The sequence below is a fragment of the Klebsiella sp. SYXHC3 genome (assembly GCF_057196925.1).
On the sequence record NZ_JBXUNG010000001.1, the window covers coordinates 84,708 to 110,025 of the forward strand.

Sequence of the window (25,318 nt, forward strand, 5' to 3'; positions counted from 1 at the left end):
GTGATACCTCTTCCATATTTTCTTTAAGCTGTAAAAAAGCGCAGGGTTGGCACCTTTTTTCAGCCTGGGCGGCGGTAGTATGATAAACGCAGAATAAAAAGAGTCGATCTTCAGCATTTTCTTTCGGCTACTGATATTAAAAGGTCAATTATGATTCCCTCCAATTCGCTATCCGTTTTAATGCAGATTCAGCCAACGATTCAACGTTTTGCCCGCATGCTCTCCAGCGTGTTACAACTCGAAGTCGAGATTGTCGACAATACGCTGTGCCGGGTCGCCGGTACCGGCGCCTACGGTAAATTCCTGGGGCGAAAATTAAATACAGATTCGCGACTTTTACGTTACATAATAGAAACAAAAAAAGAAAAGGTCGTGACTCATTCGCGTTTTGATCCCTTGTGTAAAGACTGTACCAATAAAGAGAACTGTAAAGAAAAGGCATTTCTGGGTACCCCGGTGATTTATCAAGAACAGTGTGTCGGGGTTATTAGCCTGGTCGCCTTAACTCGCGAGCAGCAGGAGCGCATTAATGACAACCTTCACGAGTTCTCAGATTATGTACGCCATGTTTCTTCAATATTTGTCTCCCGCCTGTTAGAGGACCAGGGCGGGGGAGATAATATGCTTAAAATGTTTTCCACCATGATTGAAAACATGGATCAAGGCGTGCTGGTGGTTAGCCAGGATCAAAAAGTGAAATTTGCCAATCAGGCGGCGATGAAAATCCTTGGCGCGAATCATGGCAGTATGATTGGCAAAACTATTCATTTTCGTCCGCTGACTTTTGCGCAAAACTTTATTCGCGGTCACGTACAGCACGTCATTTCTTTTGATGATAAGAAAGAGCTTATTATCGGTCAGCTGCACGCTATTCAGGATCAATGGCTGTTCTTAATGGCCTTCCATCAGTCGCATTCGTCGGCCGATCTGGCGCCACCGCAGGATGGCCCGCAGATTGAACAGATGGTTGGCGAATGTCGGCCAATGCGTCAGCTGAAAAAACTGATTACCCGCGTGGCGCCAAGCCCGTCGAGCGTGATGATCGTCGGCGAAAGTGGAACCGGCAAAGAGGTGGTCGCTCGCGCGGTGCATAAACTCAGCGACCGTCAGGCGAAGCCTTTCATCGCGATCAACTGCGCGGCCATCCCCGAACAGCTACTGGAGAGCGAACTCTTTGGTTACGTCAAAGGCGCATTTACCGGGGCCTCGGCCAATGGCAAGACCGGTCTGATTCAGGCGGCTAATCACGGCACGCTGTTTCTTGATGAAATCGGCGATATGCCATTAACCCTACAGGCCAAGCTGCTGCGGGCGATTGAATCGCGCGAAATTCAGCCGGTGGGCGCCAGCCATCCGGTGCCGGTCGATATCCGCATTATTTCGGCCACTAACCAGAACCTTGAGCAGTTCATTGCCGAAGGGAAATTCCGCGAGGACCTGTTCTATCGGCTTAATGTCATCCCACTACGCCTGCCGCCTTTGCGCGAGCGTCAGGATGATATCGAACTGCTGATTCACTATTTCCTGCATCTGCACACCCGTCGGCTGGAGCTGGTCTATCCCGGCGTGTCCCCGGAAGTCATCGCCTTACTGAAGAACTACCGCTGGCCGGGCAATATTCGCGAGCTGAGTAACTTGATGGAGTATCTGGTTAACGTGGTTCCCTCCGGCGAGGTGATTGATCTGTCGCTGCTGCCGCCAAATCTTATCAGCAGCGGCAAAGTCAACGAGCGCGAAAGCAGCCGGGCGGCACCAGCCAGCGTTGCGAAAGAAGAAGAGGGGGGAACGGCGCTGGAGGAGATGGAAAAACAGATGATCCGCGATGCGCTGACGCGCTATAGCAATAAAAAGCAGGCCGCCGATGAGCTCGGGATCGGCATTGCGACGCTATATCGCAAAATTAAAAAGTATGAACTGGTCGGGGTCTGATAAGCCGTATCACTCTGAGAGCAACGTTTATCAAAATCGCCGATCGTTATTGATCTGGCAACGAAAACACCTCGATGTCCGGGAAAGAGAAAATCACTACCGATGATTTTCTCTTTTTTTACAGCTTTCAACTCCCTCTCCTCATGGCTTATGGGTTGTGCTTGCTCGCTTCAGTCGCCATTTTCTGTTCGTTTTTTCAGCAGGTGGCATTTTTCTTGCCTTTACCGTTTGCCGTCGGCTACTGCGATAGTCGGCAAACAAACATGATAAGGACAGGAATATGGTGCAGATAAATGAGAATCTCGCGACTCCGCCCGTTTCATCGTTGAGTCGTTTTTTTGCTAAGCCCCGCATTATTGCTAAACCTGGATTTAACCGCTGGTTGGTCCCTCCCGCGGCGCTGGCGGTGCATTTGTGCATTGGCATGGCCTACGGCTTTTCCGTCTACTGGCTGCCAATGTCGCAGCTGATTGGCGGCAGCGTGCCGCTGCAGTGTCCGGTCGATATGTCATTCTGGCAGCAACTGGTGACCCGCCAGTGCGACTGGAAAATTTCCCTGCTCGGCTGGACCTATACGCTGTTCTTCGTTTTTCTCGGCTGCTCCGCGGCGCTTTGGGGGAGCTGGCTGGAGAAGGTTGGCCCGCGTCTGGTGAGTTTTGTCGCCACCCTCTGCTGGTGTGGCGGCCTGGTGCTGGCGAGCGCGGCAATCTATTTTCATCAGCTGTGGCTACTGTGGTTGGGCGCCGGTGTGATTGGCGGCATTGGCCTGGGGCTTGGCTATATCTCGCCGGTCTCAACGCTGTTGCGCTGGTTCCCCGATAAGCGAGGGATGGCCGCGGGAATGGCGATCATGGGCTTCGGCGGCGGGGCGCTGGTGGGAGCGCCGCTGGCGAATTGGCTGATTAATTTTTTCGCCGATGGTCAGGGAAGTGGGGTATGGCAGAGCATTCTGGCGCTGGCGGTGATATATGCGCTGTTTATGCTCTGCGGTACTTTTGGTTACCGTCTGCCGCCTATGGGCTGGCATCCGGTCGGCGCGAAGGCGCAGCAAGCCATCAGCAAACAGCCAACCGTTCAGGTTCACGTCAGCGTCGCGTGGCGCACGCCGCAATTCTGGCTGCTGTGGCTGGTGCTGTGGCTCAACGTTACCGCCGGGATTGGCATTCTCGGCATGGCCTCGCCGATGCTGCAGGAGATTTTTGCCGGTAAGCTACTATCCCTGGATCTGGGCTGGCAGGAACTTAATACAGAACAGCTGAAGCGCATCGCGACGATGGCGGCGGGATTTACCGGGCTGCTCAGCCTGTTTAATATTCTGGGGCGCTTTTTCTGGGCTTCTGTTTCCGATATGTGCGGCAGGAAAGCCACCTTCGCGCTGATCTTCTTTCTGGGAACCCTACTTTACGGCACGTTGCCGTTGATTAACCACGGCGGCTACGTGGCGTTTTTTGTTTGTGCGCTCTGTGTGATTATTTCTATGTACGGCGGCGGTTTCGCGACCATCCCGGCGTATCTTGCCGACGTATTTGGCTCACAAATGGTTGGCGCGATTCATGGCCGTCTGCTGACTGCCTGGTCGGCGGCCGGGATCAGCGGCCCGGTGCTGGTCAACTATTTGCGCGAGTACCAGCTGGCGCAGGGGGTGGAACCCGCGAGAATTTATGACATCACGCTGCTGGCGTTGACCGGGTTGCTTATCATCGGCTTTATTTGTAATCAGCTGGTTCGGCCGATTCCGCAGAAATATGCCATGACCGCGGAGCAACAGCAGCAGGCGAGGGGTCTGTATACTATCAATAAAGATGCGCAGCTGAGCTGGGAACCGACGCCCGCGCCGCTGCTGCTGACGCTAAGCTGGCTGGCCGTCGGTATACCCTTGCTGTGGGGAATGGGCACCACCTTGCAACAAGCGGTGAAGTTCTTTATGTAGACCCACAGAGGCAAGCACCCAAAGGACAGGTTGGGTGCTTATTGCACAGCTATTATCAATAACGATTCCCATTCTGCGCTTCGGTGATACACTAGCTAAATGTGATCTTTGTCATATCGTAATTACTACAGAGAAAAGAGACACTGCTATGCAACATATCATTGAGGGCTTCCTCAACTTCCAGAAAGAGATTTTCCCGCAACGCAAAGAGCTCTTCCGCAGCCTGGCGTCGAGCCAGAATCCAAAAGCGTTGTTCATCTCTTGTTCTGATAGCCGCCTGGTCCCGGAGCTGGTTACCCAGCAGGAGCCAGGGCAGCTGTTCGTTATTCGTAATGCCGGTAATATTGTGCCCTCTTTCGGGCCGGAGCCGGGCGGCGTGTCAGCCACCATTGAATATGCGGTTGTCGCCCTCGGTGTGACGGATATTGTCATCTGCGGCCACTCCAACTGCGGCGCGATGAAAGCCATCGCCACCTGCCAGTGTCTGGAACCAATGCCTGCCGTTTCCCACTGGTTGCGTTATTCGGACGCGGCGAAAGCGGTGGTTGAGAAGAAAACCTGGGCCAGCGAGACCGATAAAGTGAACGGTATGGTGCAGGAAAACGTCATTGCCCAGTTGAACAACATTAAAACGCATCCATCGGTCGCGGTTGGCCTGCGCGACAAAACCCTGCGTCTGCACGGCTGGTTCTATGATATCGAAAGCGGCGATATTCGCGCGCTGGATAAAGACACCAAAACCTTCGTTTCACTGTCGGAAAATCCGGAAGTCTACTTCGAATAATATTCCCCAGGGCAAGGAAGCCCTGTGCATCGTAATGGATAATTCATGAGCCCATCTCATAGGTCTGTTCGTTTTTGCCTGGCTAATCAACCCCCTGCCAAGTTTCTATAATCTTTTTCTCCTGTCGATACTTTCCGTTTGGAGAACAAACGATGCAAAACCCATTGAACGCGCGCCAACAGGCGCTGATCCCGGTTGCCGCCCTGGCCGCCGAAGGCAATATCGCGGCGCTGGCCCATGCGCTGGATACCGCGCTGGACACCGGCCTGACGATAAATGAGTTAAAAGAGACGCTGGTGCAGCTGTACGCCTACTGCGGCTTTCCGCGTAGCCTGAATGCGCTCTCCTGCCTGATGAAGGTGATAACCGAGCGTCAGGCGCGAGGCGTTATTGATAACGAGGGGGCGACAGCGACCCCGTTACCGGAGAATTGGGATAGCCTGCAGGCCGGTAGCCGTAATCAGACACAACTGGTCGGGTAAACGGTCAGCGGACCGCTATTTGAATTTGCGCCAGCTATCGACTGCTATCTGAAGGCGCATCTGTTTGGCGATATTTTCCAGCGTGACGTCCTGGATTGGCCGACGCGCGAGCTGGCGACGATCTCAATGCTGGCCGCACTATCGGGCGTGGAAAGCCAGCTGAAGAGCCATTACGCGATTAGCCTGCACAACGGCCTGACGGCGCAGCAACTGCGTGGATTTATTGACGTGCTGGCGACAAAAGTCAGCGCCGAAATAGCAGCAAAGGCCTCGGCGGTGCTGGAGCAAGTGGCAGGTAGTTGAAGCATCGGTGGAGAGGACAACGACACTGTCGTAGCTGAAAAGCAGCGCGGCGCGCCAGAGATAAAGCCTGGCGCGTCACACTCGCACTATTATTTGCTCAGTTCGGCAGTCATATAGACGCGGTTATTGAACTGGGCGCTGGTAATTTTATAAGACGCGCCTTGCTCCGCAGCCTGGGCGGCAATTTTCGCTTCCGCACGGTCGAGGGTTGAAGCGGTTGCCGTCACGCTCTGGGCGAAAGCACCGAATGACATCAGGGACAGCACGGTAACTGCAGCAAAAGTTTTGATGGATTTCATGGTCATATTCCTTAAAGATTTTGTTTGGCGAGGAGCGCTGTTGCTCCGATGTGATAAGAATAGAACCAATGATGATTGTTTAAAATCGAAACAATTTGCCTATCTTGTTCAAAATCACTGATGTTTTGATTGGTAGCGTAGTGGATACTCCGCAAGTGGATGGGGCAGGTTCATATTGTGGCTGCCCTCAATCTCGGCAACGATGGTTTGATACCCGGCGATCCAGCGTTGCCCCTGAGCTTTGGCCTGCTGGTGTTGCAGATGGTTCATCATCATTTCCATAGACTGTCGGTCGCGCCAGTAGTAGTTGTTGATGATTCGGCCGCTGGCGGCATCATGATAGCTCTCCATACCGATAAATCCCTCCAGCGACTGGGTATAGCGCTCGATCTCGCCGTCCAGTTGATAAAAGTCATCGTCGTACTCTTTCTTCTCAAAGATAAAACTGGTTAAAAATAGTGACATTACCTGCTCCTGTGTCTGACTTTATAGGCTGATTAGCGTGGACTGGTGGCTCAAGCCGGGCATCATCTGCTCCAGCCCCCCGGTAAGCATGCGGCCGGCCTCATGCAGCGCTTCGAGCGGCATCTCTGGCAGGCTTTCCAGAATAAACCACATATGTCGATCGCGAGCGCTCAGGCGGGTACGAACTCCCTGTCGCCAGTTCCAGCGGCGGCAGGTCACACCGCGATCGTCACGCCAAATGACTTCTCCCGGTTCCGGTGATTCAACGGCGGCTAAGCCTTCCTTCATCGTATCAAAGGGCTCAGAGCCGTCGGCGATGACCAGACGCGGCGCGCCGCAATAGGCGGCGATGTTCTCGCCGCCGACGGGAATGGCATACCGCAGACTGACGGCATTGTAGAGGTCAACGACCGGGTCAATTGCCGGCATGGCGCCATCGCGAAGTACGCGTTTACGCAACGCCTCTGCGGAACAGGGCGTACGTTTCGGTTTAGCGCCAAACGCTTTGAATACCGTAGACCATGCCGCGAGATGGTCCTCCGCCCATGCGGGTTCTCCGGCTAATACTGCCTGACAGGCTGACGCCAGCGCGGCTTCACCGATAGAAGCATCACTTAGCGGCGCAGCGTTGACGGTAATACTCAGCGCCCGAAACCCAGGAGCGATCCCGGCTAACTGTGGGCTAATTGACGGTAATGGGTGAGACATTGCATAATCCTGTAATGACTGATTTAGAGCATAATATCGACCGATGAATGATAAAGTCAATATAACGACCGATAACAGCAACGATCTAAGCCGCATTAATGAGGCGGTATCGCGGCGTATTAAGCAGTTTCGACGCGAAAAGAAGATCTCTCTCGACGAGCTTTCCCGTCGCGCCGGCGTCAGTAAAGGGATGCTGGTGGATATCGAAGGGTGTAGGGCGAATCCCAGTATCGCGCTGTTGTGCAAAATCGCTGCGGCGATGGGGGTGTCGGTGGCGGAGTTTGTCAACGTTGCCAGTGAGCCGATGGTTCATCTTATCGACCGTGATGCGATTCCGGTATTATGGCGCGGCGAGCAGGGCGGCAGTGCCAGGCTGCTGGCCGGCACCAGCGGACCGGATATGCTTGAACTCTGGCAGTGGCGGATGTTGCCTGGCGAATCGTTCCGTTCGCCGGGGCATCCGGCCGACACCTGGGAACTGCTATACGTGACCGAGGGAGAACTCACCCTGACGGTGAATAATGACCCATATCAGGTGGCTGAAGGGTGTTCTGCGGTAGCACGTACCGATGTGCCACATGAATATTGTAATTTCAGTCAGTTGCCCGTCGTCTTTACCATGACGGTGTATGAGAAAGGGCGCTGACGCGGACTCTGGCGTAATGCTGGCTTCACCACTACGCTGAATAATTCACGCCCTGGATAGATATAGCCTCCAGGGGAACGCGGTGAGCCAGAGGAAACCTTATGAGTGAAGTCAAAATTGTTGCCACGCTGACCCCCCATCCTGAATATATCGATACCATCAGAGAGGCGGCATTAGCCATGGTGCCGCCGACGCACAGAGAAGCAGGGTGCCTGCAATATGACCTGCACGAAAGCCGGGAGATCCCTGATGTCAGGCAGCTTTCCCGGCAAGGAAAGATCTCATTTGTGTTTATTGAGCGTTGGCGCTCGGAAGACGATCTAAAACAGCACGTTGCGATGCCGTATCATGACGATTTTCTGGCGATTCTGGAGGGGAAACTGGAGAGTATTCAGGTACAGCGACTGATGTCGTTATAGATAAAAGCAAGAGGAAAGAAGAGAAGTGCGCACCAAATCAATAATGATTGAAATGGTGCGTCCGAGTGGACTCGAACCACCGACCCCCACCATGTCAAGGTGGTGCTCTAACCAACTGAGCTACGGACGCATATGGTGCGTTTAATTGGACTCGAACCAACGACCCCCACCATGTCAAGGTGGTGCTCTAACCAACTGAGCTATAAACGCGAATGGTGCGTTCAATTGGACTCGAACCAACGACCCCCACCATGTCAAGGTGGTGCTCTAACCAACTGAGCTATGAACGCAATGTTGTGGTGACAACGGGGACGCATATTAACGGCAGGGAGGCCGTGTGGCAAGAGGCAAACGTCACTTTTCTTGCAGAATAGACGCGTTTGCAGAACTTTTATCCATATCGCCCATATTTTACTGATGATAAAGGATATTTCTTCAGCAATGTCCTGCTCCGTTGCATTTTTCTGCCCGGATTGGCAGGGGAGACGCTCACCGACTTTATGCTAGAGTGTGCGGCAAATAAACGACGGAGCGCAGTAATGAAAGCAATTGGCATTTTTTGTGGTTCTTCTACCGGGGAAAACCCGATTTATCAGGTTTACGCGCAACAGGTTGGCAAGGCGCTGGCGCAAGCCGGGGTGGAGCTCGTGTATGGCGGCGGTAAAGTAGGACTTATGGGCGCGGTGGCAGATGCTGCATTAGAACACGGCGGGCGGGTCATTGGCGTGATGCCGCGCGGGCTGGTGGAGCGTGAGATTGCGCATAGCGGATTAAGCGAGCTGCATGTCGTTGAGAATATGCATGAGCGCAAAAACAAAATGTCGCTGCTGGCGGATGGCTTCATTGCCATGCCGGGTGGAGCCGGAACGCTGGAAGAGATTTTTGAACAGTGGACCTGGGCGCAGCTCGGTATTCATGAAAAGCCCTGTGCTTTCCTGAACGTGAACGGCTATTACAACCCGCTGCAGGCGATGGCGGAAAAAATGGCCGCCGAAGGGTTTATGCATCGCCGCTATGCTGAGATGCTGACTTTTAGCGATGATGTACAGGAGATTTTAACCGCATTCCATCGCTATACGCCGCCGCAGCGCAAATGGCTTGCGAAGTAGCGCTATTAAAGGGCAAACCGTTTTAACGGCTTGCCCTTTTCTTTAGCGTTTCTGGTTAACGCGCGGCGCGCTGCAGGATCACGCTTGATGGCTGACGTTGCAGGAAGCGCATGCGCAGCATCATCATGATGGCAGCGGAGGTCAGGCCGATGATAAAGCCGCACCAGAAGCCCGCAGGCCCCATCCGCGGCACCACAATATCCGTCAGCGCCAGCAGATAACCGCTTGGCAGGCCAAGTACCCAGTAAGCGGTGAAGGTAATAAAGAAGATCGACCGCGTATCTTTATAACCGCGCAGAATACCGCTGCCGATCACCTGAATGGAGTCGGAAATCTGATAAATCGCCGCCAGCAGCATCAGCTGTGAGGCCAGTAGCACCACCTCAGGGTTATCGTTATACAGCAGGGCAATCTGCTTACGCATCAGGATCGTGAAAATCGCGGTGATCATTGCCATGCAGACGCCCACGCCGACCCCGGTACGCGCGGAGGTCTGTGCATCCAGCGTCGAGCCCTGGCCGAGACGAAAACCAACGCGTATTGTTACCGCCGCCGCCAGCGAGAGCGGAAGAACGAACATCAGCGAACTGAAGTTAAGGGCGATTTGATGCCCTGCGACATCGATAATCCCCAATGGCGAAACCAGCAGCGCCACAACCGCGAACAGCGTGACTTCAAAAAACAGCGCCAGCGCGATTGGCAACCCCAGCTGTACCAGCCGTTTTAATACCGAAAAATCAGGTTTACTGAAACGCTCAGCGCAGCGGATATCGCGCATTGAGCGCGCGCGGCGCACCCAGGTCAGCATGCTGGCAAACATGACCCAGTAGACCGAGGCGGTCGCGACCCCGCAGCCGATGCCGCCAAGTTCCGGCATACCGAAATGACCATAGATAAAAATGTAGTTCACTGGAATGTTGACCAGCAGGCCGATAAAACCCATCACCATTCCGGGCTTAGTTTTTGCCAGCCCTTCGCACTGGTTACGCGCGACCTGGAAGAACAGATAGCCTGGCGCGCCCCATAGCAACGCACGCAGATACCCCACCGCTTTGTCGGCAAGCTGTGGGTCGATGTTGTGCATCGAGCTGATGATATAGCCTGCGTTCCACAGCACCACCATCACCAGTACGGAGACAAAGCCCGCCAGCCAAAAGCCCTGGCGTACCTGCTGGGCGATACGATCGCGGCGACCGGAGCCATTGAGTTGGGCGATAACCGGCGTTAACGCCAGCAGCAGACCGTGGCCAAACAGGATAGCAGGTAGCCAGATCGAGGTGCCGATAGCCACGGCGGCCATATCAGTTGCGCTATAGCCGCCGGCCATCACCGTATCGACAAAACCCATCGCCGTCTGGGCGACCTGCGCCAGAATGACCGGGATAGCCAATGCTAATAACTGACGCGCTTCTATAAAGTACTTCTGCACGTGAACACCTTTATATTGTTGTTATTTTGAGACTAAAAAAGCCGCCTTAAATGGCAGCAAGAAGAAAAAACAGGAGGAATTTCCAGTCTATTGTAGCGAGGATTAGCCATTAAGCCAGTGAAAAAATGGTGGGGGCACGATGCGCGCTGGCAACCTGTTTGGCCAACTGTTATTGTTCCGCGTATATATAACGGTAATGATACCGTCACGATTCTCAACAGGAGCAAAGTATGTTTACTGGTATTGTACAGGGGACTGCGAAAGTGGTGTCCATCGATGAGAAACCGAATTTCCGCACCCACGTGGTGGAGCTGCCGGCGCATATGCTCGATGGCCTGGAGACCGGTGCTTCGGTGGCGCACAATGGCTGTTGCCTGACCGTTACCGAAATTGACGGCCCGCGAATCAGCTTTGACTTGATGAAAGAGACGCTGCGTATCACTAATCTTGGCGCTATCCATGAAGGCGATATGGTCAACGTCGAGCGAGCGGCGAAATTCAGTGATGAAATCGGCGGCCATTTGATGTCCGGCCATATTATGACCACCGCCGAAGTCGTTAAAATCCTCACCTCGGAAAACAATCGCCAGATTTGGTTTAAGGTGCAGGACCCGGCGCTGATGAAATATATCCTGTATAAAGGGTTCATCGGCGTGGACGGTATTAGCCTGACGGTTGGTGAAGTGACCCCGACTCGTTTCTGCGTGCATCTTATTCCGGAAACGCTGCAGCGCACCACGCTTGGGGTGAAAAAACTCGGCGATAAAGTAAATATCGAAATCGATCCGCAGACTCAGGCGGTGGTGGATACCGTGGAACGCGTGCTGGCGGCAAAAGAAGCGGCGCAAAAAAGCGCGGAAGAATAATAAAAAAGCCCCCGTAGAAATGTATTTCTGCGGGGGCTTTTTTTAACGAGTCTAGCGGGCTACGCGCAGGCCATGTTCAACACCGCGCGAGAAGACGACCTGCCAGAGCTGAATATCGCGGGCGCGGAAAGCACCCGCGCAGGCATTCAGATAATAGGTAAACATGCGTTTGAAACGCTCTGAATAGTTATCGGCAATATCCGGCCAACTGGCAAGAAAACGCTCGTACCAGGCCATCAAAGTGGTGTCATAATCGGCACCAAAGTTATGCCAATCTTCCATCACAAAATGCTTCTCGCTGGCATCGGCGATATGGCGTACCGACGGCAGGCAACCGTTAGGGAATATATATTTATTAATCCACGGGTCGACGTTGTGATCGGTAATCTTTGAACCAATGGTATGTAGCAGAAAACGACCGTTTGGTTTTAAATTACGATCGACAACTTCAAAATAAGTGGCGTAATTTTTAGGCCCAACGTGCTCGAACATCCCGACGGAGACGATACGGTCAAAACTTTCGTGAAGATCGCGATAGTCCTGCAGCAGAATATTGACATCTAATCCTGCACAGCGCTCCTGTGCCATTTTTTGTTGTTCGGCCGAAATGGTCACGCCTGTCACACTGACGTTATAGTTTTTGGCCATGTAATAGGCCAGCCCACCCCAACCGCAACCGATATCCAGCACTTTCATTCCCGGCTCAAGCTGCAGTTTGCGACAGATAAGATCTAATTTATCCTGCTGCGCCTGTTCCAGATTTTCGGCCTCTTTCCAGTATCCGCAGGAATATTGCATATAGGGATCGAGCATGCGGTGGAAAAGGTCGTTGCCTAAATCGTAGTGTTCTTTACCAACAATCCAGGCGCGTTTTTTGCTTTGCAGATTAAACAGGCGAGCGCCAGCGATACGTAGCGTATCTTTGAAGTGGTGGGGGAGTTGCTTATCCAGCCCGGCGCGCAATACCTTGTGAAAGAATATATCCAGGCGTTCGCATTCCCACCAGCCGTCCATATAGCTTTCGCCTAATCCGAGAGACCCTTCCTGTAACACGCGTTTAAAAAAGAGCGGGTTTTTTACCCGGATATCGGAGGGTGCGGAACCATTGATCTCAATTCCGGCACGGCCCAATAATTCAGCTGCAATCCGGTACCAATCATCGTTTGGTACACTTACTTCTTCTATACACGATGAACTCATAGCTTCTCCATCACGCCCAAGTGATCAGAACCTTAAAACAGCGTAGACGCTTTTTTGGCTTTGTGAGAAATCTCACGAAAAAATCGTGAGGGTGCTATCCGACGTAGAACAGAGGAAGGGAGATAACCCTTGCCGAAAGGCCTTCCATGGTGAAACGGGCTGCTTCCTGCCCCCGTTAATATCTAAAAAACTTTCTATTTATGTGATGCCGGATCCAGTATAGGCCGCTAAAAACCGCCTTTCAATAAAAATATATTAGCAGGCTAATTACTGGTCCGGGAGATGCTTTAAAAAATCATCAAGCGTGAGACGATTCGTTCACTAACTGCACGCGTCGTTGCTGCATCCAGAAACCGATGCCTGCCAGAACGATGGAAATCAGCATCACGCTGGTGGTGGTCAGAAGCGGAGTGGCGATAAGGCTTGAGACCAGCAGGCTTGCCAGGAAACAGAGGCCAAGCTGCAGCGTATTCTGCAGGGCGGCGGCGCGCCCGGTTGCCTGTGGAAAAGGTTTCAGCGCCTGGGCGACGACGATAGGGTAAATCCCGCCATTCACAATCGCCATGATGCAAAACGGAACCATTAGCGCAACCAGTGACGGATGATCCTGTATCCCGGCAAGCCAGGTCGCCGCCACGCTCAGCGCAAAAACAACCAGCAGCCAGGGCAGCATCTGATGACCCTGCCATTTTTGCAGCGCCGCGCGGCAGCCGTAACCACCGATCAGGAAGGCGATAGTTTGCGGCACGTAGCTAAGACCAATCACCGTTGGGCCATAGCCCATTTCATGGAGGATAAACGGCGAACCGGTGAGCCAGGCGAAGAAGCTGGCGGAACACGCCGCATAAATGAGTACGTTACCGCTATATTCACGTGAACGCAGCAGGGCCATAAAGGTAAGTTTCTGCTGGGTTTCGCCAGCAGGTTTGACGACCGCCTTCAGACGAAAAGCCGGCAGCATCAACAGTAAGGTGATAGCGAACAGGGTGGCGAAGATAGCCTGCCATTCCAGATGAACTAACAGCCAGCTGCCGAGTAACGGCGCCAGCGCCGGAGAGAGCCCGACCAGCGGCATGATCGTTGCGAAAATGCGGTTGGTGCGCTGGGCCGGATAGTAGTCGGTCACCATCGCCTGCCAGGTCACCGCGGCGGCGCATACGCCGATCGCCTGGACAAAACGCAGTACCAGCATCAGCGTCGCGTCGCGTACCCACAGCATCCCAAGGCAGCCAAGAGCGAAGATAGCCAGCCCGGCGAGCAGAATCGGTTTCCGGCCATAGCGGTCCGACAGCGGCCCCCAGAACAACTGGCCGAGCGCGAAGCCCGCGAGGAATAAGCTCAGGCTGGCGCTAACCGATGCGGCAGAGGTGTTGAGGTCTTGCTGAATGGCGGCAAAGGCCGGTAGATACATGTCGGTGGCCAGAAAGCCAAGCACGCTCAGGCCGCCCAGCCACACTAAAAATCCTTTCCCAGGTTGTTGCATAACGTTCTCTTTCTACTGATGCAGGTACGATGCCGCAGAGTGTAGGGAGTGTAATCCGCCTTGTGAAACGCTATTATTTGTCACATGCATTCAAAAATTTTGCAGGCAGAATATGTGGTCTGAATATTCCTTAGAAGTGGTTGATGCTGTAGCGCGTAACGGGAGTTTCAGCGCCGCGGCGCAGGAGTTGCACCGCGTACCTTCGGCGGTGAGCTATACGGTGCGACAGCTGGAGGAGTGGCTTGCGGTTCCGCTTTTTGAACGTCGCCATCGTGATGTTGAATTGACCCCCGCCGGGCACTGGTTTTTGCAGGAAGGGCGTTCTGTTATCAAAAAAATGCAGATCACCCGCCAGCAGTGCCAGCAAATTGCTAACGGCTGGCGCGGCCAGCTGTCCATTGCGGTGGACGATATCGTTAAACCGGCGCGGATGCGCCAGATGATCGTTGATTTTTATCGCCATTTTAGCGATGTCGAACTGATCGTTTTTCAGGAAGTTTTCAACGGCGTCTGGGATGCGTTAGCCGATGGGCGGGTAGAACTCGCTATCGGCGCGACGCGTTCGATACCGGTGGGAGGGCGTTACGCTTTTCGCGATATGGGGATGCTGAACTGGCACTGTGTCGTCGCCAGCAGTCATCCGCTGGCGCAGATGGAAGGGCCGCTCAGTGATGACGTGTTGCGCAACTGGCCGTCCCTGGTGCGCGAAGATACCTCGCGCTCGCTGCCGAAGCGCACAACCTGGCTGCTTGATAACCAGAAGCGGGTGGTGGTGCCGGATTGGGAATCTTCAGCCACCTGTCTATCGGCAGGATTGTGCGTCGGGATGGTGCCAGGCCATTTCGCCCGCCCGCATATCGATAGCGGGGAGTGGACGGCCTTGACGCTGGAAAACCCATTCCCGGATGCCGCCTGCTGCCTGACCTGGCAACAAAGCGATGCTTCACCCGCTTTAAGCTGGCTGCTTGACTATCTTGGCGACAGCGAAACGTTGAATCGGGAGTGGTTGCGGGCGCCGGAATAACCGGCGCCGGAGGAGGGTGTTAACGACGATAATCGACGAACGGGCCGTCGGCAACCGAGCGGCGCTCGATAAGACGTGGATGCACCTCGATGGACTGCGACTCTTCGCGTTTATTAACAATGCGATCGAGCAGCATATTGAATGCCGCTTCTCCGAGCGAGTCCTTGGGTTGATGTATTGTGGTCAGCGCCGGGCTGAAGTAGCGGGCGTTGCGCACATTATCATATCCGATCAGCGAAATATCCTGCGGCACGCGCAGGCCCATTTCGTCGGCGGCGCAGATAGCGCCCATCGCCATGATGTCGCCGCCGCAGAACACGGCGGTTGGGCGATGCTGCTGATTAAGGATCTGCTGCATGGCGCGGTAGCCGGATTCCGGTTCAAAGTCGCCCTGAACAATCCAGTTTTCCGGCACATTGATATGCGCTTCTTTCATCGCCTGCATGAAGCCGGCAAGGCGCCCGGCGCCGGTGTTGCGCTCAAGCGGGCCCGGAATAACGCCAATTTCACGATGGCCGCGTTCAATCAGGTAACGGCCGGCGATATAGCCGCCTTCAAAGGCATTATCAATAACCGAGTCGGTAAAGTCCGCTTTGGCTTCGCCCCAGTCCATCACCACCATCGGAATATGACGATACTCTTCGAGCATACTGAGCACCGACTCAGGGTACTCGGAACACATCACCAGCAGGCCGTCAACGCGCTTTTGCGCCATCATCGACAAGTAGGCGCGCTGTTTTTCCGGATCGTTCCAGGCGTTGCCCAGAATCAGGGTATAGCCTTTCTGGAAGCAGCTCTTTTCTACGGATTCGATAATTTCAGCGAAATAGGCCGCTTCGCTGCTGGTGGCCAGCAGACCGATCGATTTAGTGTGATTGACTTTCAGGCTGCGAGCCACGGCGCTTGGCGAATAGTGGAGTTCTTTAATTGCCGCCCACACCGCATTGCGCGTCTCTTCCGCCACGAAACGGGTTTTGTTAATCACATGTGATACAGTTGTAGTGGAAACGTTTGCGCGTTTCGCTACATCTTTAATAGTTGCCATTACTTCTCACTCCAGACCTTGACCTGATCGTCTGATTATCGATACGTAAACGTTTGCCTATACACACCCTGTATACAATGCTCAACATTGCAACACCTGGGAAAACGACACAGAACGACAGGAAGGGGTCAATGGCCGATACGCTTTCAAATTAGCGTGGGATTTTGTCCTATCTCGCGGCAAAGGGGAAGAGCAAAAATGTGCATCACTCTAAATCCGGGAAGATTTTTGCATATTTTTGTGCAAAAATGAGCAAGCTCACTTTCTATGTGGGGATAATCAGGGGAGAAAATTGATGGACACAAATTTAAAGTTTTCGCTGACAACGACGGTTATTGTTTTGGGTCTGATCGTCGCCGCCGCGTTGACCGCGGTACTGCACTGATTCCAGCAGGGAGGGGGCTTCCCCTCCCATCCCGCCATTATTAGCAAATCTGCAAAAATCTTTTGTCATTTCGTTTACTTCTGTTTTTCTGTGATTGATGTCATGCTTTTGGCTTCTGATGTAATGCCGTGTCCTGAATCGGCCTGATGGAGTCTCTGAATGAAAATCAACTTTCCCTTACTCGCGTTGGCGATCGGTGCCTTTGGTATCGGTACCACCGAGTTTTCCCCGATGGGATTACTGCCGGTTATCGCCAAAGGCGTCGATGTTTCTATTCCGGCCGCGGGGATGCTGATTAGCGCCTATGCCATTGGCGTGATGGTCGGCGCGCCGTTAATGACGTTGCTGCTATCGCATCGCGCTCGCCGCAATGCATTGATCTTCCTGATGGGGATCTTCACCCTCGGCAACGTGCTCTCTTCTATTGCGCCGGATTACACGACGCTACTGCTGTCGCGTATTATCACCAGCCTCAATCATGGCGCGTTCTTCGGCCTTGGCTCGGTCGTTGCCGCAAGCGTGGTGCCAAAACACAAACAGGCCAGTGCGGTCGCGACCATGTTTATGGGGCTGACCATTGCCAATATCGGCGGCGTACCGGCTGCCACCTGGCTTGGCGAAACCATCGGTTGGCGAATGTCTTTCCTCGCCACGGCGGGTCTGGGATTAATTGCGATGGTCAGCCTGTGGTTCTCCCTGCCGAAGGGTAGCGCCGGCGAACGTCCGAACGTGAAGCGCGAGCTTTCGGTGTTGATGCGTCCTCAGGTACTCTCTGCGCTGTTGACTACCGTGCTGGGCGCCGGGGCGATGTTCACGCTGTATACCTACATTTCTCCGGTACTGCATACCATCACCCACGCTTCACCGCTGTTTGTTACCGCCATGCTGGTGTTGATCGGCGTCGGTTTCTCGCTTGGCAACTATCTGGGGGGTAAATTTGCCGACCGTTCAGTCTCCGGAACGCTGAAAGGGTTCCTGTTGTTACTGATTGCCATCATGTTGGCCATTCCGTTGCTGGCGCAATCGCAACTGGGTGCTGCCGTCAGCATGGTCGTGTGGGGCGCGGCAACCTTCGCGGTGGTTCCACCGTTGCAGATGCGGGTAATGCGCGTGGCGCACGAAGCGCCGGGCCTGTCATCGTCGGTTAACATTGGCGCTTTCAACCTCGGTAATGCGTTGGGCGCGGCGGCGGGCGGCGCGGTGATATCCGGCGGTCTCGGTTATGCTTTTGTGCCGGTGATGGGGGCGATTATTGCCGGGCTGGCGTTGGCGGTGGTGCTGTTTGGCGGGCGTTCACAACCAGAAGAAGCGTTAGCGAATAACTAAGTCGCACTAAGAAAAAACCGCAGCGGGGTAACCCTGCTGCGGTTTTATTTTTATGCTGCCAGGTTGGCGGCAACAAATTTCCAGTTTACCAGCGCCCAGAAGTGTTCCAGATAATTAGGACGGGCATTGCGGTAGTCGATGTAGTAGGCGTGTTCCCAGACATCAACGGTCAACAGCGGCGTCGCATCGGTAGTCAGCGGGGTGCCGGCGTTGCTGGTGGAGACGATAGCCAGGCTGCCGTCACCGTTTTTAACAAGCCAGGTCCAGCCTGCGCCGAAGTTTTTCGCCGCGGCATCGGTGAATTTCGCTTTAAAATCAGCGAAGCTACCGAAAGATTTGTTAATCGCTGCGGCCAGTTCGCCTTCCGGCTCACCGCCGGCATTCGGCGCCAGGCAGTTCCAGTAGAAAGTGTGGTTCCAGACCTGCGCTGCGTTATTGAAAACGCCGCCTTCAGAAGAGCGAACGATCTCTTCCAGAGATTTGCCTTCAAAAGCGGTGCCTTTGATCAGGTTGTTGAGGTTGGTCACGTAGGCCTGGTGATGTTTACCGTAATGGTATTCCAGGGTTTCTGCGGAAATGTGCGGCGCCAGGGCGTCTTTTGCATATGGTAATGCAGGTAATTCGAACGACATTGCTACTCTCCTTATAACTTTTTGTTTTTTCTCACATTAATTAGGTGAATGTTCACCTGAATATCGTATTTACTGTGTAACGCTGTCGCGAGTGTTACATGTTATTGTGTTGAGAATGTTAACATTTGCTGAAGTCAGTTAAAAGACTTACAACAACAAAGGTTATTCATTGCTAATGCGACTGATTAAGCCTTCGCCAGTCTGGCGCATGGTGAGCGATATGATTCGCAAAGTCCCCATCGATGCCCCTGCCTACGACTAAAACGCTGCGTATCCTCACCCCTTGTTATCTTTTTAAAATGGTATAAATCATTAGCTTGTGAGCATTATGCGCAATGGGAATGACTTTCATGCCCAATAATCATTGGGATTAATTTTAATTGTATGACAAATATAATTGTCTCTGCAGGCAACGAACCTCGGAGTAAGAAATCGTTATTGAACAAGCATAAAGCTCATAATTGATGGATGAGAAGAGATGGCGCATAAACATGAAATGGTCAGCGGACATATTATTCCGATCGTCATAGATATCATCGAGTGGATCGAAGACAACATCTTTACCGCGCTACCCGTCACCGCAATCTCAAGGAAATCGGGTTATTCGCACTGGTACTTTCAGCGCCAGTTCGCGCTGATTACCGGTTATACGCTGGGAACATATGTTAGCCGACGCAAAATGACCATTGCCGCCGGTATTCTCAAACAGACGCAGGATTCGGCGTTGAGTATCTCATTGCTGCTCGGGTTTGAAGGCCAGGCGACATTTTGCCGTACTTTCCGTCGTCATTTTGGTATGTCGCCGACCAGCTACCGCCGTCACCCCGCGCAACTGGAGGAACGAATGCAGTATCCGCTGAATCTGGAAGAGGAGGGGAATGTACAGAAGAGCGGTTTGCCGGCGCAGCGGCAAACCGGGGTCTGCGCCTCTTAACGAATGGTTTTTGGCGTCATTACGCGGCGCGCGCCGACGTAGTGACGAACCCAATAATCTTCGCTTAGGGAGGTTATCTGAATATCACGGCCGGTACGCGGCGACTGGATAAACTTACCGTTTCCAACGTAAACGCCTACGTGGTCGGCGGTGCCGCGTCCGCGGGTGCGGAAGAAGACCAGATCGCCGCTTTGCAGTTCATCGCGGTCAACCGGGCGGGCATCGCGCAGGTGGTACATTTCGTTAGCGGTGCGCGGAATATGAATTTTTACCAGATCTTTATAGGCGTAATAAACCAGCCCGCTGCAGTCGAAACCGGTACGCGGTGAGGAGCCTCCCCAGCGATAAGGTTTGCCTAGCTGATCCATGAGTTTATTCATGGCAGTGCTTTGCGCTTTTTGCACTCGGGCTTTGTGCGCATCGGCAATCGTCAGATTCGGTTCATCAGCGACAGGTTTACAACGTTTTTTGTAGCCTTTACGCACCACGCATTTGCTTTTCACGCTGTTCAGCGCCAGCGTCGATGCTTCGCTGGATTTTACCGTTTTCGCACACTGCTTTTTATAGCCTTTACGCAACACGCATTTTTTAGTGGCGCCGGCGACTTGACGATTAAGCGCGGTTTGGCTTGCTGCGGTAATACGAGTAGGGGACTTCGCGCTTGAGGTTTTTTTACGGGTAGTTTTAGCGGTGGATTTGGATTTATTTTGCGTTGCTTTCTTCTTACGCTCGGCGGTGGAGCCTTTCGCCGGGTGCGCCTTCGGCGTAGCCGAAGCGTGCGTATGCCCTGAAGCATGCGCCAATGGCGTAAGCGAGATAGATGTAAACAGTAATGCACAGAGCGATATCGCGATTTTATTGAGCCGCGCCACTGAGCAATCCCCTGATTAAATTACAGACATATACTAATGCCTGACGGTGAATGACAAACCGGAATGATTCTAAAGCATAAAAAGCCAGAAAGTTAATACTCTTTTGTATCTAAAATGTCGTTTGGTTAACGATTGCAAAAAAATGAGTCAGACAATCACCGCCTCGTACAGAAAGTGCGCAACTCGCCCCGCGGTGACGTTACAAAGTGATATTTTTAAGGCAACTTCAGACGACAGAAGATAAAATGTGGCGAGTGAAAAAAATGTTATTATCGGTCCTGCGTCCAGGACGCTACAATGACAAATTACTGCCGTAAAGATGTTTAAGGAAGCACGACAATGAGCACCACTCTAGAAACGATCCAACGTCAAATCGCTGAAAACCCGATCCTGCTGTACATGAAAGGCTCTCCGAAGCTGCCGAGCTGCGGTTTCTCCGCTCAGGCAGTGCAGGCGCTTTCCGCTTGCGGCGAACGTTTTGCCTACGTAGATATCCTGCAGAACCCGGATATTCGCGCTGAACTGCCGAAATACGCTAACTGGCCGACCTTCCCGCAGCTGTGGGTTGACGGTGAACTGGTTGGCGGTTGCGACATCATCATCGAAATGTATCAGCGCGGCGAACTGCAGCAGCTGATCAAAGAAACGGCTGCAAAGCACAACGCTGACGAGCCGAAAGCAGAGTAATTCTTTGCTGCAAAAGAAAAAGCGACTTCTCCGGAAGTCGCTTTTTTTATCGCTTACGCTTCAGGTACAGGTAACGGCCAGCCGCCAAGGCGCTTCCAGCGGTTGACGATTTCGCAGAATAGCTGGGCGGTTTGCTCGGTATCGTACAACGCAGAATGGGCCTTGCTGCCATCAAACTCCATGCCGGCGGCGATGCAGGCTTTAGACAATACCGTTTGCCCTAAGGCCAACCCGCTCAACGCGGCGGTATCGAAGGTCACGAAAGGATGGAACGGGTTGCGTTTCAACCCGGCGCGCTCGGCGGCGGCCATCGTAAAGCTGTGATCGAAAGTCGCGTTATGCGCCACCATAATCGCGCGGCTACAATCGCTCTCTTTCATTCCTTTGCGAACCATTTTAAAAATGGCGTGCAGCGCATCGTATTCACTTATCGCGCCGCGCTCCGGATCGTTTGGGTTAATTCCATTGAAAGCCAGCGCTTCCGGCTGCAGGTTGGCCCCTTCGAAGGGAGCCACGTGAAAATGCAGCGTTTCGTCCGGCATCAGCCAGCCCTGCTCATCCATCTTCAACGTAATAGCGGCGATCTCCAGCAGGGCGTCGGTTTTGGCATTAAACCCGGCGGTTTCAACATCAATTACCACAGGATAAAAACCGCGAAAACGGCCGCACAGACCATTAAGTTGAGCGTTCTCGGACATCAGATTCTCTTAGCTGGAAAAAAGTAGCGCGCATTATGGCAAATTTTGCCGCGGCTTGCAGCAGGAAGGGAGAAAACATCGGGCGCGAACGCGCCCGAATTAACTTAGTTGCCGAGACCTTTTCCGGCATCTTTCTCTTCGATCAGCTCAATTTTGTAGCCGTCCGGATCTTCAACAAAGGCGATAACCGTGCTGCCGCCTTTAACCGGGCCAGCTTCGCGAGTGACGTTGCCGCCATTCTGGCGAATACGCTCGCACGCTTGCGCCGCGTTGTCGACGCTCAGCGCAATATGGCCATAGGCGGTACCGAGTTCGTAGCTATCCACGCCCCAGTTATAGGTCAATTCGATAACCGCGGTATCGCTCTCTTCGCCGTAGCCGACGAAAGCCAGCGAGTATTTATATTCAGGGTTTTCGCTGGTACGCAGCAGCTTCATGCCCAGCACGTTGGTGTAAAACTCAATAGAACGTTGCAGGTCGCCAACGCGCAGCATGGTGTGAAGTAAGCGCATAATTTCCCCTATGCAGTTTGTTTTGATACATCAGAGTCTTGAGTATAGCGGCGTTGGTACGCCGCTATCAATGGAGGGATTACAGGGTTGGATAATCGGTATAACCTTCCGCGCCGCCGCCGTAGAAGCTTTCCGGGCGCTGCGGGTTAAGCGCAGCTTTCTTCTGCAGACGCGCCACCAGATCCGGGTTAGCGATGTAATCGCGGCCAAAGGCCACGGCATCGATCAGTCCTTTATTGATAAGGTCGTTGGCTTTCTCCACCGTATAGGCGCCAGCGCCGATAATCGCGCCCGGGAAGCGATCGCGAACTTTCTGACGGAATTCGTCGCTGTACGGCTGGCCGCCGGCCCAGTCTGGTTCGGACATGTGCAGATAAGCGATACCGCGTTTTGCCAGCTGCTCAATAAGATAGAGCGCATCGGCTTCTTCGTTCGGGCCGTTATCGACGTTCTGGAAACTACCGATTGGCGACACGCGAATGCCGATACGATCGGCGCTCCACTCTTTACTGACGGCATCGACCACTTCCAGCACCAGGCGGGCGCGATTCTCGACGCTGCCGCCGTACTGGTCGGTACGCTGGTTAGAAGAAGGCGACAGGAACTGGTGCAGCAGATAGCCATGCGCGGAGTGCAGCTCTACCAGATCGAAGCCGACATCGCGGGCATTGCCTACCGCCTGACGGAAGTCATCCACGATCCCTGGGATTTCGTCTGTTTCCAGCGCGCGCGGCATCGACGTATCGACGCGAATGGCATGACCGTTTTCATCACGCAGCGAAGTACGCGTACCTGCGCTCAGCGCCGATGGCGCAACCGGCGCCGCGCCTCCCGGCTGCAGGCTGTTATGGGAAATGCGGCCGGTGTGCCACAGTTGCACGGCGATATGACCGTTTTCAGCATGAACGCCAGCGGTGATTTTTTGCCATGCGGCCATTTGCTCTGCGCTATGTAGGCCCGGCGCGCCGGCATAGCCTTTCGCCTGGGCGGAAATTTGCGTCGCTTCGGTGATAATCAGGCCGGAGCTGGCGCGCTGACGATAATACTCAGCCATCAGCGGAGTAGGGATGTCGCCTGGTTCGATGCTGCGCAGACGGGTCAGCGGAGCCATAAATACGCGGTTAGGTACGGTCACCGCACCGACTTTTAACGGGCTGAACAATTTAGATTCTGACATAATGACTCCTGAGTAGACCGGTCGTCTTGTAACTGGTTAAATAAAACGCCTGTTAAACCGCAGGCGCTGCAATGATTTGTTTGGCGTGAGCAAGGGCGCTTTCCAGCGGCGTTGCGCTACGCGTAATTTTGGCCTGTAAATTGGCTCCCAACCACAACGAGTACAGCACCTGTGAAAGGGTGATAGCTTCCCCCTCAAACAACAGGCTACCCTCCAGACGGCCCTTTTCCAGCGCTTCGCCCAATAGGGCGATAATCTGGCTGGCGCCTTTATCCATGGCAGTACGCATATCTTCCGACAGGTCGCACACCTCCGCCGACAGCTTCACGGTTAAGCAACCGCTGATAATGCCCTGTTGGCAAAACTGATTCAGCGTGTGCTGATAGTAGGCCAGCAGTCGGTCGCGGTAGTTGCCTTCGCCATGGTCAAAGTGATCAACCAGGCGCTGCAGATAGCCGGTGTAGTGATGTTCAAGCAGCGCGACGCCGAAGGCTTCTTTTGAGCGAAAGTAGTGATAGAAAGAGCCTTTCGGCACTTCCGCCGTTTTCAGAAGTTCACTTAAGCCCATGCCGGTAAAACCACGATGCATGCATAGTTGCTCGCCGGTGATGAGGATGTGTTCTCGGGTATCGCATTCGCTGTGTCTGTTCATGGAGCACACTGTAGTAGACCGATTGGTCTAATGCAAGCAAAATGATCGTTAGCGCGAATACGAAGACAACAAAAGTTGCGCACTGGCGGTGGAACGTCTTCAATGAGAGACAGAGAGAAAATACAGGAGAGCGGTGGTGGCAGAGCAGCTGGAGTTTTTCCCGGTACAAAGTCCGTGCCGGGGAATATGTCAGTCCGATGAACGCGGATATTGCCGCGGCTGTTTTCGTAGCCGGGATGAGCGCTTTAACTGGCAAAAGCTGAGCGACGCGCAAAAACAGGAGGTTCTGCGTCTGTGCCGCCAGCGTCTGCTGCGTAAAATTCGCGCGACTAAGCAGGAACCGGCGGAAGAACCGCAGCAACCCTCACTGTTTTGACGACAAATATGCGTATACTCAGAACACTTTTTTGTCGAGGAAGCGTTTATGGTTCAGCGTATTGCTATGGCTCCGCAGGGGCCGGAATTTTCACGTTTTGTAATGGGCTACTGGCGTCTCATGGACTGGAAGATGTCCACCGACGCTTTGGTTGGCTTTATTGAGCAGCACCTGGATCTGGGGGTTACGACCGTCGACCACGCCGATATCTACGGCGATTATCAGTGTGAAGCCGCGTTTGGCGAAGCGCTTAAACGCGCCCCGCACCTGCGTAACCGTATGGAAATCGTCAGCAAATGCGGTATTGCGACCAAGGCGCGCGCGGAAAATACTATTGGCCACTATATTACTGACCGCGACCATATCATTCTCAGCGCCGAGCAATCCCTGCGTAATCTGGCGACCGATCATCTCGATTTACTGCTGATTCACCGCCCGGATCCGCTGATGGATGCCGATGAGGTCGCTGAGGCTTTCCTCGCGTTACATCATAGTGGGAAAGTGCGCCACTTTGGTGTATCTAACTTTACGCCGGCGCAGTTTACGCTTTTACAATCGCGCCTGCCTTTTACCCTGGCCACTAACCAGGTCGAGCTCTCGCCGGTACATCAGCCGCTGCTGCTTGACGGCACCCTCGATCAACTCCAGCAGTTGCGCATTCGCCCGATGGCCTGGTCCTGCCTCGGCGGCGGACGCCTGTTCAACGACGAAAGCTTCCAGCCGCTGCGCGACGAGCTGGCGCAAATTGCCCAGGAGCTCAACGCAGAAAGCATTGAGCAGGTGGTTTACGCCTGGGTATTGCGCTTGCCGTCGAAACCGCTGCCGATTATTGGCTCGGGGAAAATCGAGCGCGTGCGCTCAGCTATTGTGGCGGAAAAACTGCATATGACGCGCCAGCAGTGGTTCCGCATTCGTAAAGCGGCGCTGGGTTACGACGTCCCGTAAG

General features: G+C 53.7%; 27 protein-coding genes, 3 tRNA genes and 1 pseudogene. 15 read left to right on the forward strand and 16 right to left on the reverse strand.

From position 1 onward, the window contains the following. The first annotated feature begins 150 nt into the window (after window positions 1-150). The 4 genes and pseudogenes from AC2CGP_RS00370 (at window position 151) to AC2CGP_RS00385 (ending at window position 5,428) form a co-directional block, all read left to right on the forward strand. Complete coding sequence (locus AC2CGP_RS00370; protein ID WP_015366900.1) at window positions 151-1,929, forward strand: sigma-54 interaction domain-containing protein; 1,779 nt, start codon at window positions 151-153, stop codon at window positions 1,927-1,929. Between the two features lie 280 nt (window positions 1,930-2,209). Then, window positions 2,210-3,859 (forward strand): OFA family MFS transporter, encoded by a 1,650-nt coding sequence (locus tag AC2CGP_RS00375; protein WP_042892316.1) that lies wholly within the window; start codon window positions 2,210-2,212, stop codon window positions 3,857-3,859. Between the two features lie 148 nt (window positions 3,860-4,007). Continuing rightward, window positions 4,008-4,643: a carbonic anhydrase gene (locus AC2CGP_RS00380; protein ID WP_015366898.1), complete on the forward strand. Its 636-nt coding sequence runs from the start codon at window positions 4,008-4,010 to the stop codon at window positions 4,641-4,643. 110 nt (window positions 4,644-4,753) lie between these two features. Beyond that, a pseudogene (locus AC2CGP_RS00385) lies at window positions 4,754-5,428 on the forward strand (carboxymuconolactone decarboxylase family protein). A gap of 89 nt (window positions 5,429-5,517) precedes the next feature. Here the strand turns inward: AC2CGP_RS00385 and AC2CGP_RS00390 are convergent. From AC2CGP_RS00390 to AC2CGP_RS00400, 3 genes are all read right to left on the reverse strand, one after another. Beyond that, the gene (locus tag AC2CGP_RS00390; RefSeq protein ID WP_015366896.1) at window positions 5,518-5,727 is read right to left on the reverse strand and encodes a YdgH/BhsA/McbA-like domain containing protein; all 210 of its coding nucleotides are present in this window, start codon (window positions 5,725-5,727) and stop codon (window positions 5,518-5,520) included. 114 nt (window positions 5,728-5,841) lie between these two features. Further along, a complete protein-coding gene (locus AC2CGP_RS00395; RefSeq protein ID WP_015366895.1) occupies window positions 5,842-6,192 on the reverse strand; it encodes an antibiotic biosynthesis monooxygenase family protein in 351 nt (116 codons plus the stop codon). 21 nt (window positions 6,193-6,213) lie between these two features. Beyond that, a complete protein-coding gene (locus AC2CGP_RS00400; RefSeq protein ID WP_020079008.1) occupies window positions 6,214-6,900 on the reverse strand; it encodes a B3/B4 domain-containing protein in 687 nt (228 codons plus the stop codon). Between the two features lie 43 nt (window positions 6,901-6,943). On the opposite strand from AC2CGP_RS00400, the gene AC2CGP_RS00405 reads away from it, so the two are divergent. Next, window positions 6,944-7,546 carry a cupin domain-containing protein gene (locus AC2CGP_RS00405; protein ID WP_042892320.1) on the forward strand — a complete coding sequence of 201 codons (603 nt, stop codon included), beginning with the start codon at window positions 6,944-6,946 and terminating at the stop codon, window positions 7,544-7,546. A gap of 101 nt (window positions 7,547-7,647) precedes the next feature. Beyond that, window positions 7,648-7,965, forward strand: a complete 318-nt coding sequence (locus tag AC2CGP_RS00410) for a putative quinol monooxygenase (protein WP_020079007.1) — start codon at window positions 7,648-7,650, stop codon at window positions 7,963-7,965. Window positions 7,966-8,018: 53 nt separating this feature from the next. Here AC2CGP_RS00410 and AC2CGP_RS00415 read toward each other — a convergent pair. The 3 genes from AC2CGP_RS00415 to AC2CGP_RS00425 form a co-directional block, all read right to left on the reverse strand. Further along, a tRNA-Val gene (locus tag AC2CGP_RS00415) sits at window positions 8,019-8,095 on the reverse strand. A 3-nt stretch (window positions 8,096-8,098) separates the two neighbouring features. After that, window positions 8,099-8,175 (reverse strand) — tRNA-Val (locus tag AC2CGP_RS00420). Between the two features lie 3 nt (window positions 8,176-8,178). Continuing rightward, window positions 8,179-8,255: transfer RNA gene (locus AC2CGP_RS00425), tRNA-Val, on the reverse strand. 249 nt (window positions 8,256-8,504) lie between these two features. On the opposite strand from AC2CGP_RS00425, the gene AC2CGP_RS00430 reads away from it, so the two are divergent. Further along, complete coding sequence (locus tag AC2CGP_RS00430; RefSeq protein ID WP_015366891.1) at window positions 8,505-9,074, forward strand: LOG family protein; 570 nt, start codon at window positions 8,505-8,507, stop codon at window positions 9,072-9,074. 55 nt (window positions 9,075-9,129) lie between these two features. Here the strand turns inward: AC2CGP_RS00430 and mdtK are convergent, their stop codons facing one another. Next, window positions 9,130-10,503, reverse strand: a complete 1,374-nt coding sequence (mdtK, locus tag AC2CGP_RS00435; protein WP_015366890.1) for an MdtK family multidrug efflux MATE transporter — start codon at window positions 10,501-10,503, stop codon at window positions 9,130-9,132. A gap of 230 nt (window positions 10,504-10,733) precedes the next feature. Here mdtK and AC2CGP_RS00440 point away from each other — a divergent pair, with 230 nt between their 5' ends. Next, window positions 10,734-11,369, forward strand: coding sequence for a riboflavin synthase (locus AC2CGP_RS00440; RefSeq protein ID WP_015366888.1), 636 nt, complete (start codon window positions 10,734-10,736; stop codon window positions 11,367-11,369). A gap of 51 nt (window positions 11,370-11,420) precedes the next feature. On the opposite strand, the gene cfa is transcribed toward AC2CGP_RS00440, so the two are convergent. Further along, on the reverse strand, window positions 11,421-12,569 hold the full coding sequence (gene cfa / locus AC2CGP_RS00445) for a cyclopropane fatty acyl phospholipid synthase (RefSeq protein ID WP_020079006.1): 1,149 nt from the start codon (window positions 12,567-12,569) through the stop codon (window positions 11,421-11,423). Window positions 12,570-12,867: 298 nt separating this feature from the next. Further along, the gene (gene punC / locus AC2CGP_RS00450; protein ID WP_032711519.1) at window positions 12,868-14,052 is read right to left on the reverse strand and encodes a purine nucleoside transporter PunC; all 1,185 of its coding nucleotides are present in this window, start codon (window positions 14,050-14,052) and stop codon (window positions 12,868-12,870) included. 112 nt (window positions 14,053-14,164) lie between these two features. Between punC and punR the strand changes: the two genes are divergently transcribed. Beyond that, the gene (punR, locus tag AC2CGP_RS00455; RefSeq protein ID WP_015366885.1) at window positions 14,165-15,076 is read left to right on the forward strand and encodes a DNA-binding transcriptional activator PunR; all 912 of its coding nucleotides are present in this window, start codon (window positions 14,165-14,167) and stop codon (window positions 15,074-15,076) included. A 19-nt stretch (window positions 15,077-15,095) separates the two neighbouring features. Here the strand turns inward: punR and purR are convergent, their stop codons facing one another. Further along, complete coding sequence (gene purR / locus AC2CGP_RS00460; RefSeq protein ID WP_015366884.1) at window positions 15,096-16,121, reverse strand: HTH-type transcriptional repressor PurR; 1,026 nt, start codon at window positions 16,119-16,121, stop codon at window positions 15,096-15,098. A 295-nt stretch (window positions 16,122-16,416) separates the two neighbouring features. Here purR and cydH point away from each other — a divergent pair, with 295 nt between their 5' ends. After that, entirely contained in the window at window positions 16,417-16,506 is a 90-nt protein-coding gene (gene cydH, locus AC2CGP_RS00465) for a cytochrome bd-I oxidase subunit CydH (RefSeq protein ID WP_032705726.1), read from the forward strand. A gap of 159 nt (window positions 16,507-16,665) precedes the next feature. Next, the gene (locus AC2CGP_RS00470; RefSeq protein WP_020079003.1) at window positions 16,666-17,832 is read left to right on the forward strand and encodes an MFS transporter; all 1,167 of its coding nucleotides are present in this window, start codon (window positions 16,666-16,668) and stop codon (window positions 17,830-17,832) included. A 50-nt stretch (window positions 17,833-17,882) separates the two neighbouring features. Here the strand turns inward: AC2CGP_RS00470 and sodB are convergent, their stop codons facing one another. Next, a complete protein-coding gene (sodB, locus tag AC2CGP_RS00475) occupies window positions 17,883-18,464 on the reverse strand; it encodes a superoxide dismutase [Fe] (RefSeq protein WP_020079002.1) in 582 nt (193 codons plus the stop codon). Between the two features lie 478 nt (window positions 18,465-18,942). Between sodB and AC2CGP_RS00480 the strand changes: the two genes are divergently transcribed. Then, window positions 18,943-19,398 carry a helix-turn-helix domain-containing protein gene (locus tag AC2CGP_RS00480; protein ID WP_015366880.1) on the forward strand — a complete coding sequence of 152 codons (456 nt, stop codon included), beginning with the start codon at window positions 18,943-18,945 and terminating at the stop codon, window positions 19,396-19,398. Here the strand turns inward: AC2CGP_RS00480 and AC2CGP_RS00485 are convergent. Further along, complete coding sequence (locus AC2CGP_RS00485) at window positions 19,395-20,270, reverse strand: C40 family peptidase (RefSeq protein WP_026612328.1); 876 nt, start codon at window positions 20,268-20,270, stop codon at window positions 19,395-19,397. The two genes, AC2CGP_RS00480 and AC2CGP_RS00485, sit on opposite strands and share 4 nt — an antisense overlap. 339 nt (window positions 20,271-20,609) lie before the next feature. On the opposite strand from AC2CGP_RS00485, the gene AC2CGP_RS00490 reads away from it, so the two are divergent. Then, window positions 20,610-20,957, forward strand: coding sequence for a Grx4 family monothiol glutaredoxin (locus tag AC2CGP_RS00490; RefSeq protein WP_015366878.1), 348 nt, complete (start codon window positions 20,610-20,612; stop codon window positions 20,955-20,957). A 53-nt stretch (window positions 20,958-21,010) separates the two neighbouring features. Here the strand turns inward: AC2CGP_RS00490 and rnt are convergent, their stop codons facing one another. From rnt to AC2CGP_RS00510, 4 genes are all read right to left on the reverse strand, one after another. Continuing rightward, a complete protein-coding gene (gene rnt, locus AC2CGP_RS00495; protein WP_015366877.1) occupies window positions 21,011-21,655 on the reverse strand; it encodes a ribonuclease T in 645 nt (214 codons plus the stop codon). Between the two features lie 104 nt (window positions 21,656-21,759). Continuing rightward, the gene (gene gloA / locus AC2CGP_RS00500; RefSeq protein WP_015705221.1) at window positions 21,760-22,167 is read right to left on the reverse strand and encodes a lactoylglutathione lyase; all 408 of its coding nucleotides are present in this window, start codon (window positions 22,165-22,167) and stop codon (window positions 21,760-21,762) included. Between the two features lie 79 nt (window positions 22,168-22,246). Further along, entirely contained in the window at window positions 22,247-23,344 is a 1,098-nt protein-coding gene (gene nemA, locus AC2CGP_RS00505; protein ID WP_015366875.1) for an alkene reductase, read from the reverse strand. A gap of 52 nt (window positions 23,345-23,396) precedes the next feature. Next, window positions 23,397-23,996 carry a TetR/AcrR family transcriptional regulator gene (locus tag AC2CGP_RS00510; RefSeq protein WP_015705222.1) on the reverse strand — a complete coding sequence of 200 codons (600 nt, stop codon included), beginning with the start codon at window positions 23,994-23,996 and terminating at the stop codon, window positions 23,397-23,399. A 133-nt stretch (window positions 23,997-24,129) separates the two neighbouring features. On the opposite strand from AC2CGP_RS00510, the gene AC2CGP_RS00515 reads away from it, so the two are divergent. Together AC2CGP_RS00515 and AC2CGP_RS00520 are read left to right on the forward strand one after the other, a co-directional pair. After that, window positions 24,130-24,372 carry a DUF1289 domain-containing protein gene (locus AC2CGP_RS00515; RefSeq protein ID WP_161799874.1) on the forward strand — a complete coding sequence of 81 codons (243 nt, stop codon included), beginning with the start codon at window positions 24,130-24,132 and terminating at the stop codon, window positions 24,370-24,372. 48 nt (window positions 24,373-24,420) lie between these two features. Next, a complete protein-coding gene (locus AC2CGP_RS00520) occupies window positions 24,421-25,317 on the forward strand; it encodes an aldo/keto reductase (RefSeq protein WP_020079000.1) in 897 nt (298 codons plus the stop codon). The last annotated feature ends 1 nt before the right edge of the window (window position 25,318 follow it).

Excerpts from the sequence above, each read along its gene's own strand:
- AC2CGP_RS00370 (WP_015366900.1), top strand. The coding sequence starts at position 151 with ATGATTCCCTCCAATTCGCTATCCGTTTTAATGCAGATTCAGCCAACG.
- AC2CGP_RS00375 (WP_042892316.1), top strand. The coding sequence starts at position 2,210 with ATGGTGCAGATAAATGAGAATCTCGCGACTCCGCCCGTTTCATCGTTG.
- AC2CGP_RS00380 (WP_015366898.1), top strand. The coding sequence starts at position 4,008 with ATGCAACATATCATTGAGGGCTTCCTCAACTTCCAGAAAGAGATTTTC.
- AC2CGP_RS00390 (WP_015366896.1), bottom strand. The coding sequence starts at position 5,727 with ATGAAATCCATCAAAACTTTTGCTGCAGTTACCGTGCTGTCCCTGATG.
- AC2CGP_RS00395 (WP_015366895.1), bottom strand. The coding sequence starts at position 6,192 with ATGTCACTATTTTTAACCAGTTTTATCTTTGAGAAGAAAGAGTACGAC.
- AC2CGP_RS00400 (WP_020079008.1), bottom strand. The coding sequence starts at position 6,900 with ATGTCTCACCCATTACCGTCAATTAGCCCACAGTTAGCCGGGATCGCT.
- AC2CGP_RS00405 (WP_042892320.1), top strand. The coding sequence starts at position 6,944 with ATGAATGATAAAGTCAATATAACGACCGATAACAGCAACGATCTAAGC.
- AC2CGP_RS00410 (WP_020079007.1), top strand. The coding sequence starts at position 7,648 with ATGAGTGAAGTCAAAATTGTTGCCACGCTGACCCCCCATCCTGAATAT.
- AC2CGP_RS00430 (WP_015366891.1), top strand. The coding sequence starts at position 8,505 with ATGAAAGCAATTGGCATTTTTTGTGGTTCTTCTACCGGGGAAAACCCG.
- AC2CGP_RS00440 (WP_015366888.1), top strand. The coding sequence starts at position 10,734 with ATGTTTACTGGTATTGTACAGGGGACTGCGAAAGTGGTGTCCATCGAT.
- cfa (WP_020079006.1), bottom strand. The coding sequence starts at position 12,569 with ATGAGTTCATCGTGTATAGAAGAAGTAAGTGTACCAAACGATGATTGG.
- punC (WP_032711519.1), bottom strand. The coding sequence starts at position 14,052 with ATGCAACAACCTGGGAAAGGATTTTTAGTGTGGCTGGGCGGCCTGAGC.
- punR (WP_015366885.1), top strand. The coding sequence starts at position 14,165 with ATGTGGTCTGAATATTCCTTAGAAGTGGTTGATGCTGTAGCGCGTAAC.
- purR (WP_015366884.1), bottom strand. The coding sequence starts at position 16,121 with ATGGCAACTATTAAAGATGTAGCGAAACGCGCAAACGTTTCCACTACA.
- cydH (WP_032705726.1), top strand. The coding sequence starts at position 16,417 with ATGGACACAAATTTAAAGTTTTCGCTGACAACGACGGTTATTGTTTTG.
- AC2CGP_RS00470 (WP_020079003.1), top strand. The coding sequence starts at position 16,666 with ATGAAAATCAACTTTCCCTTACTCGCGTTGGCGATCGGTGCCTTTGGT.
- sodB (WP_020079002.1), bottom strand. The coding sequence starts at position 18,464 with ATGTCGTTCGAATTACCTGCATTACCATATGCAAAAGACGCCCTGGCG.
- AC2CGP_RS00480 (WP_015366880.1), top strand. The coding sequence starts at position 18,943 with ATGGCGCATAAACATGAAATGGTCAGCGGACATATTATTCCGATCGTC.
- AC2CGP_RS00490 (WP_015366878.1), top strand. The coding sequence starts at position 20,610 with ATGAGCACCACTCTAGAAACGATCCAACGTCAAATCGCTGAAAACCCG.
- rnt (WP_015366877.1), bottom strand. The coding sequence starts at position 21,655 with ATGTCCGAGAACGCTCAACTTAATGGTCTGTGCGGCCGTTTTCGCGGT.
- gloA (WP_015705221.1), bottom strand. The coding sequence starts at position 22,167 with ATGCGCTTACTTCACACCATGCTGCGCGTTGGCGACCTGCAACGTTCT.
- nemA (WP_015366875.1), bottom strand. The coding sequence starts at position 23,344 with ATGTCAGAATCTAAATTGTTCAGCCCGTTAAAAGTCGGTGCGGTGACC.
- AC2CGP_RS00510 (WP_015705222.1), bottom strand. The coding sequence starts at position 23,996 with ATGAACAGACACAGCGAATGCGATACCCGAGAACACATCCTCATCACC.
- AC2CGP_RS00520 (WP_020079000.1), top strand. The coding sequence starts at position 24,421 with ATGGTTCAGCGTATTGCTATGGCTCCGCAGGGGCCGGAATTTTCACGT.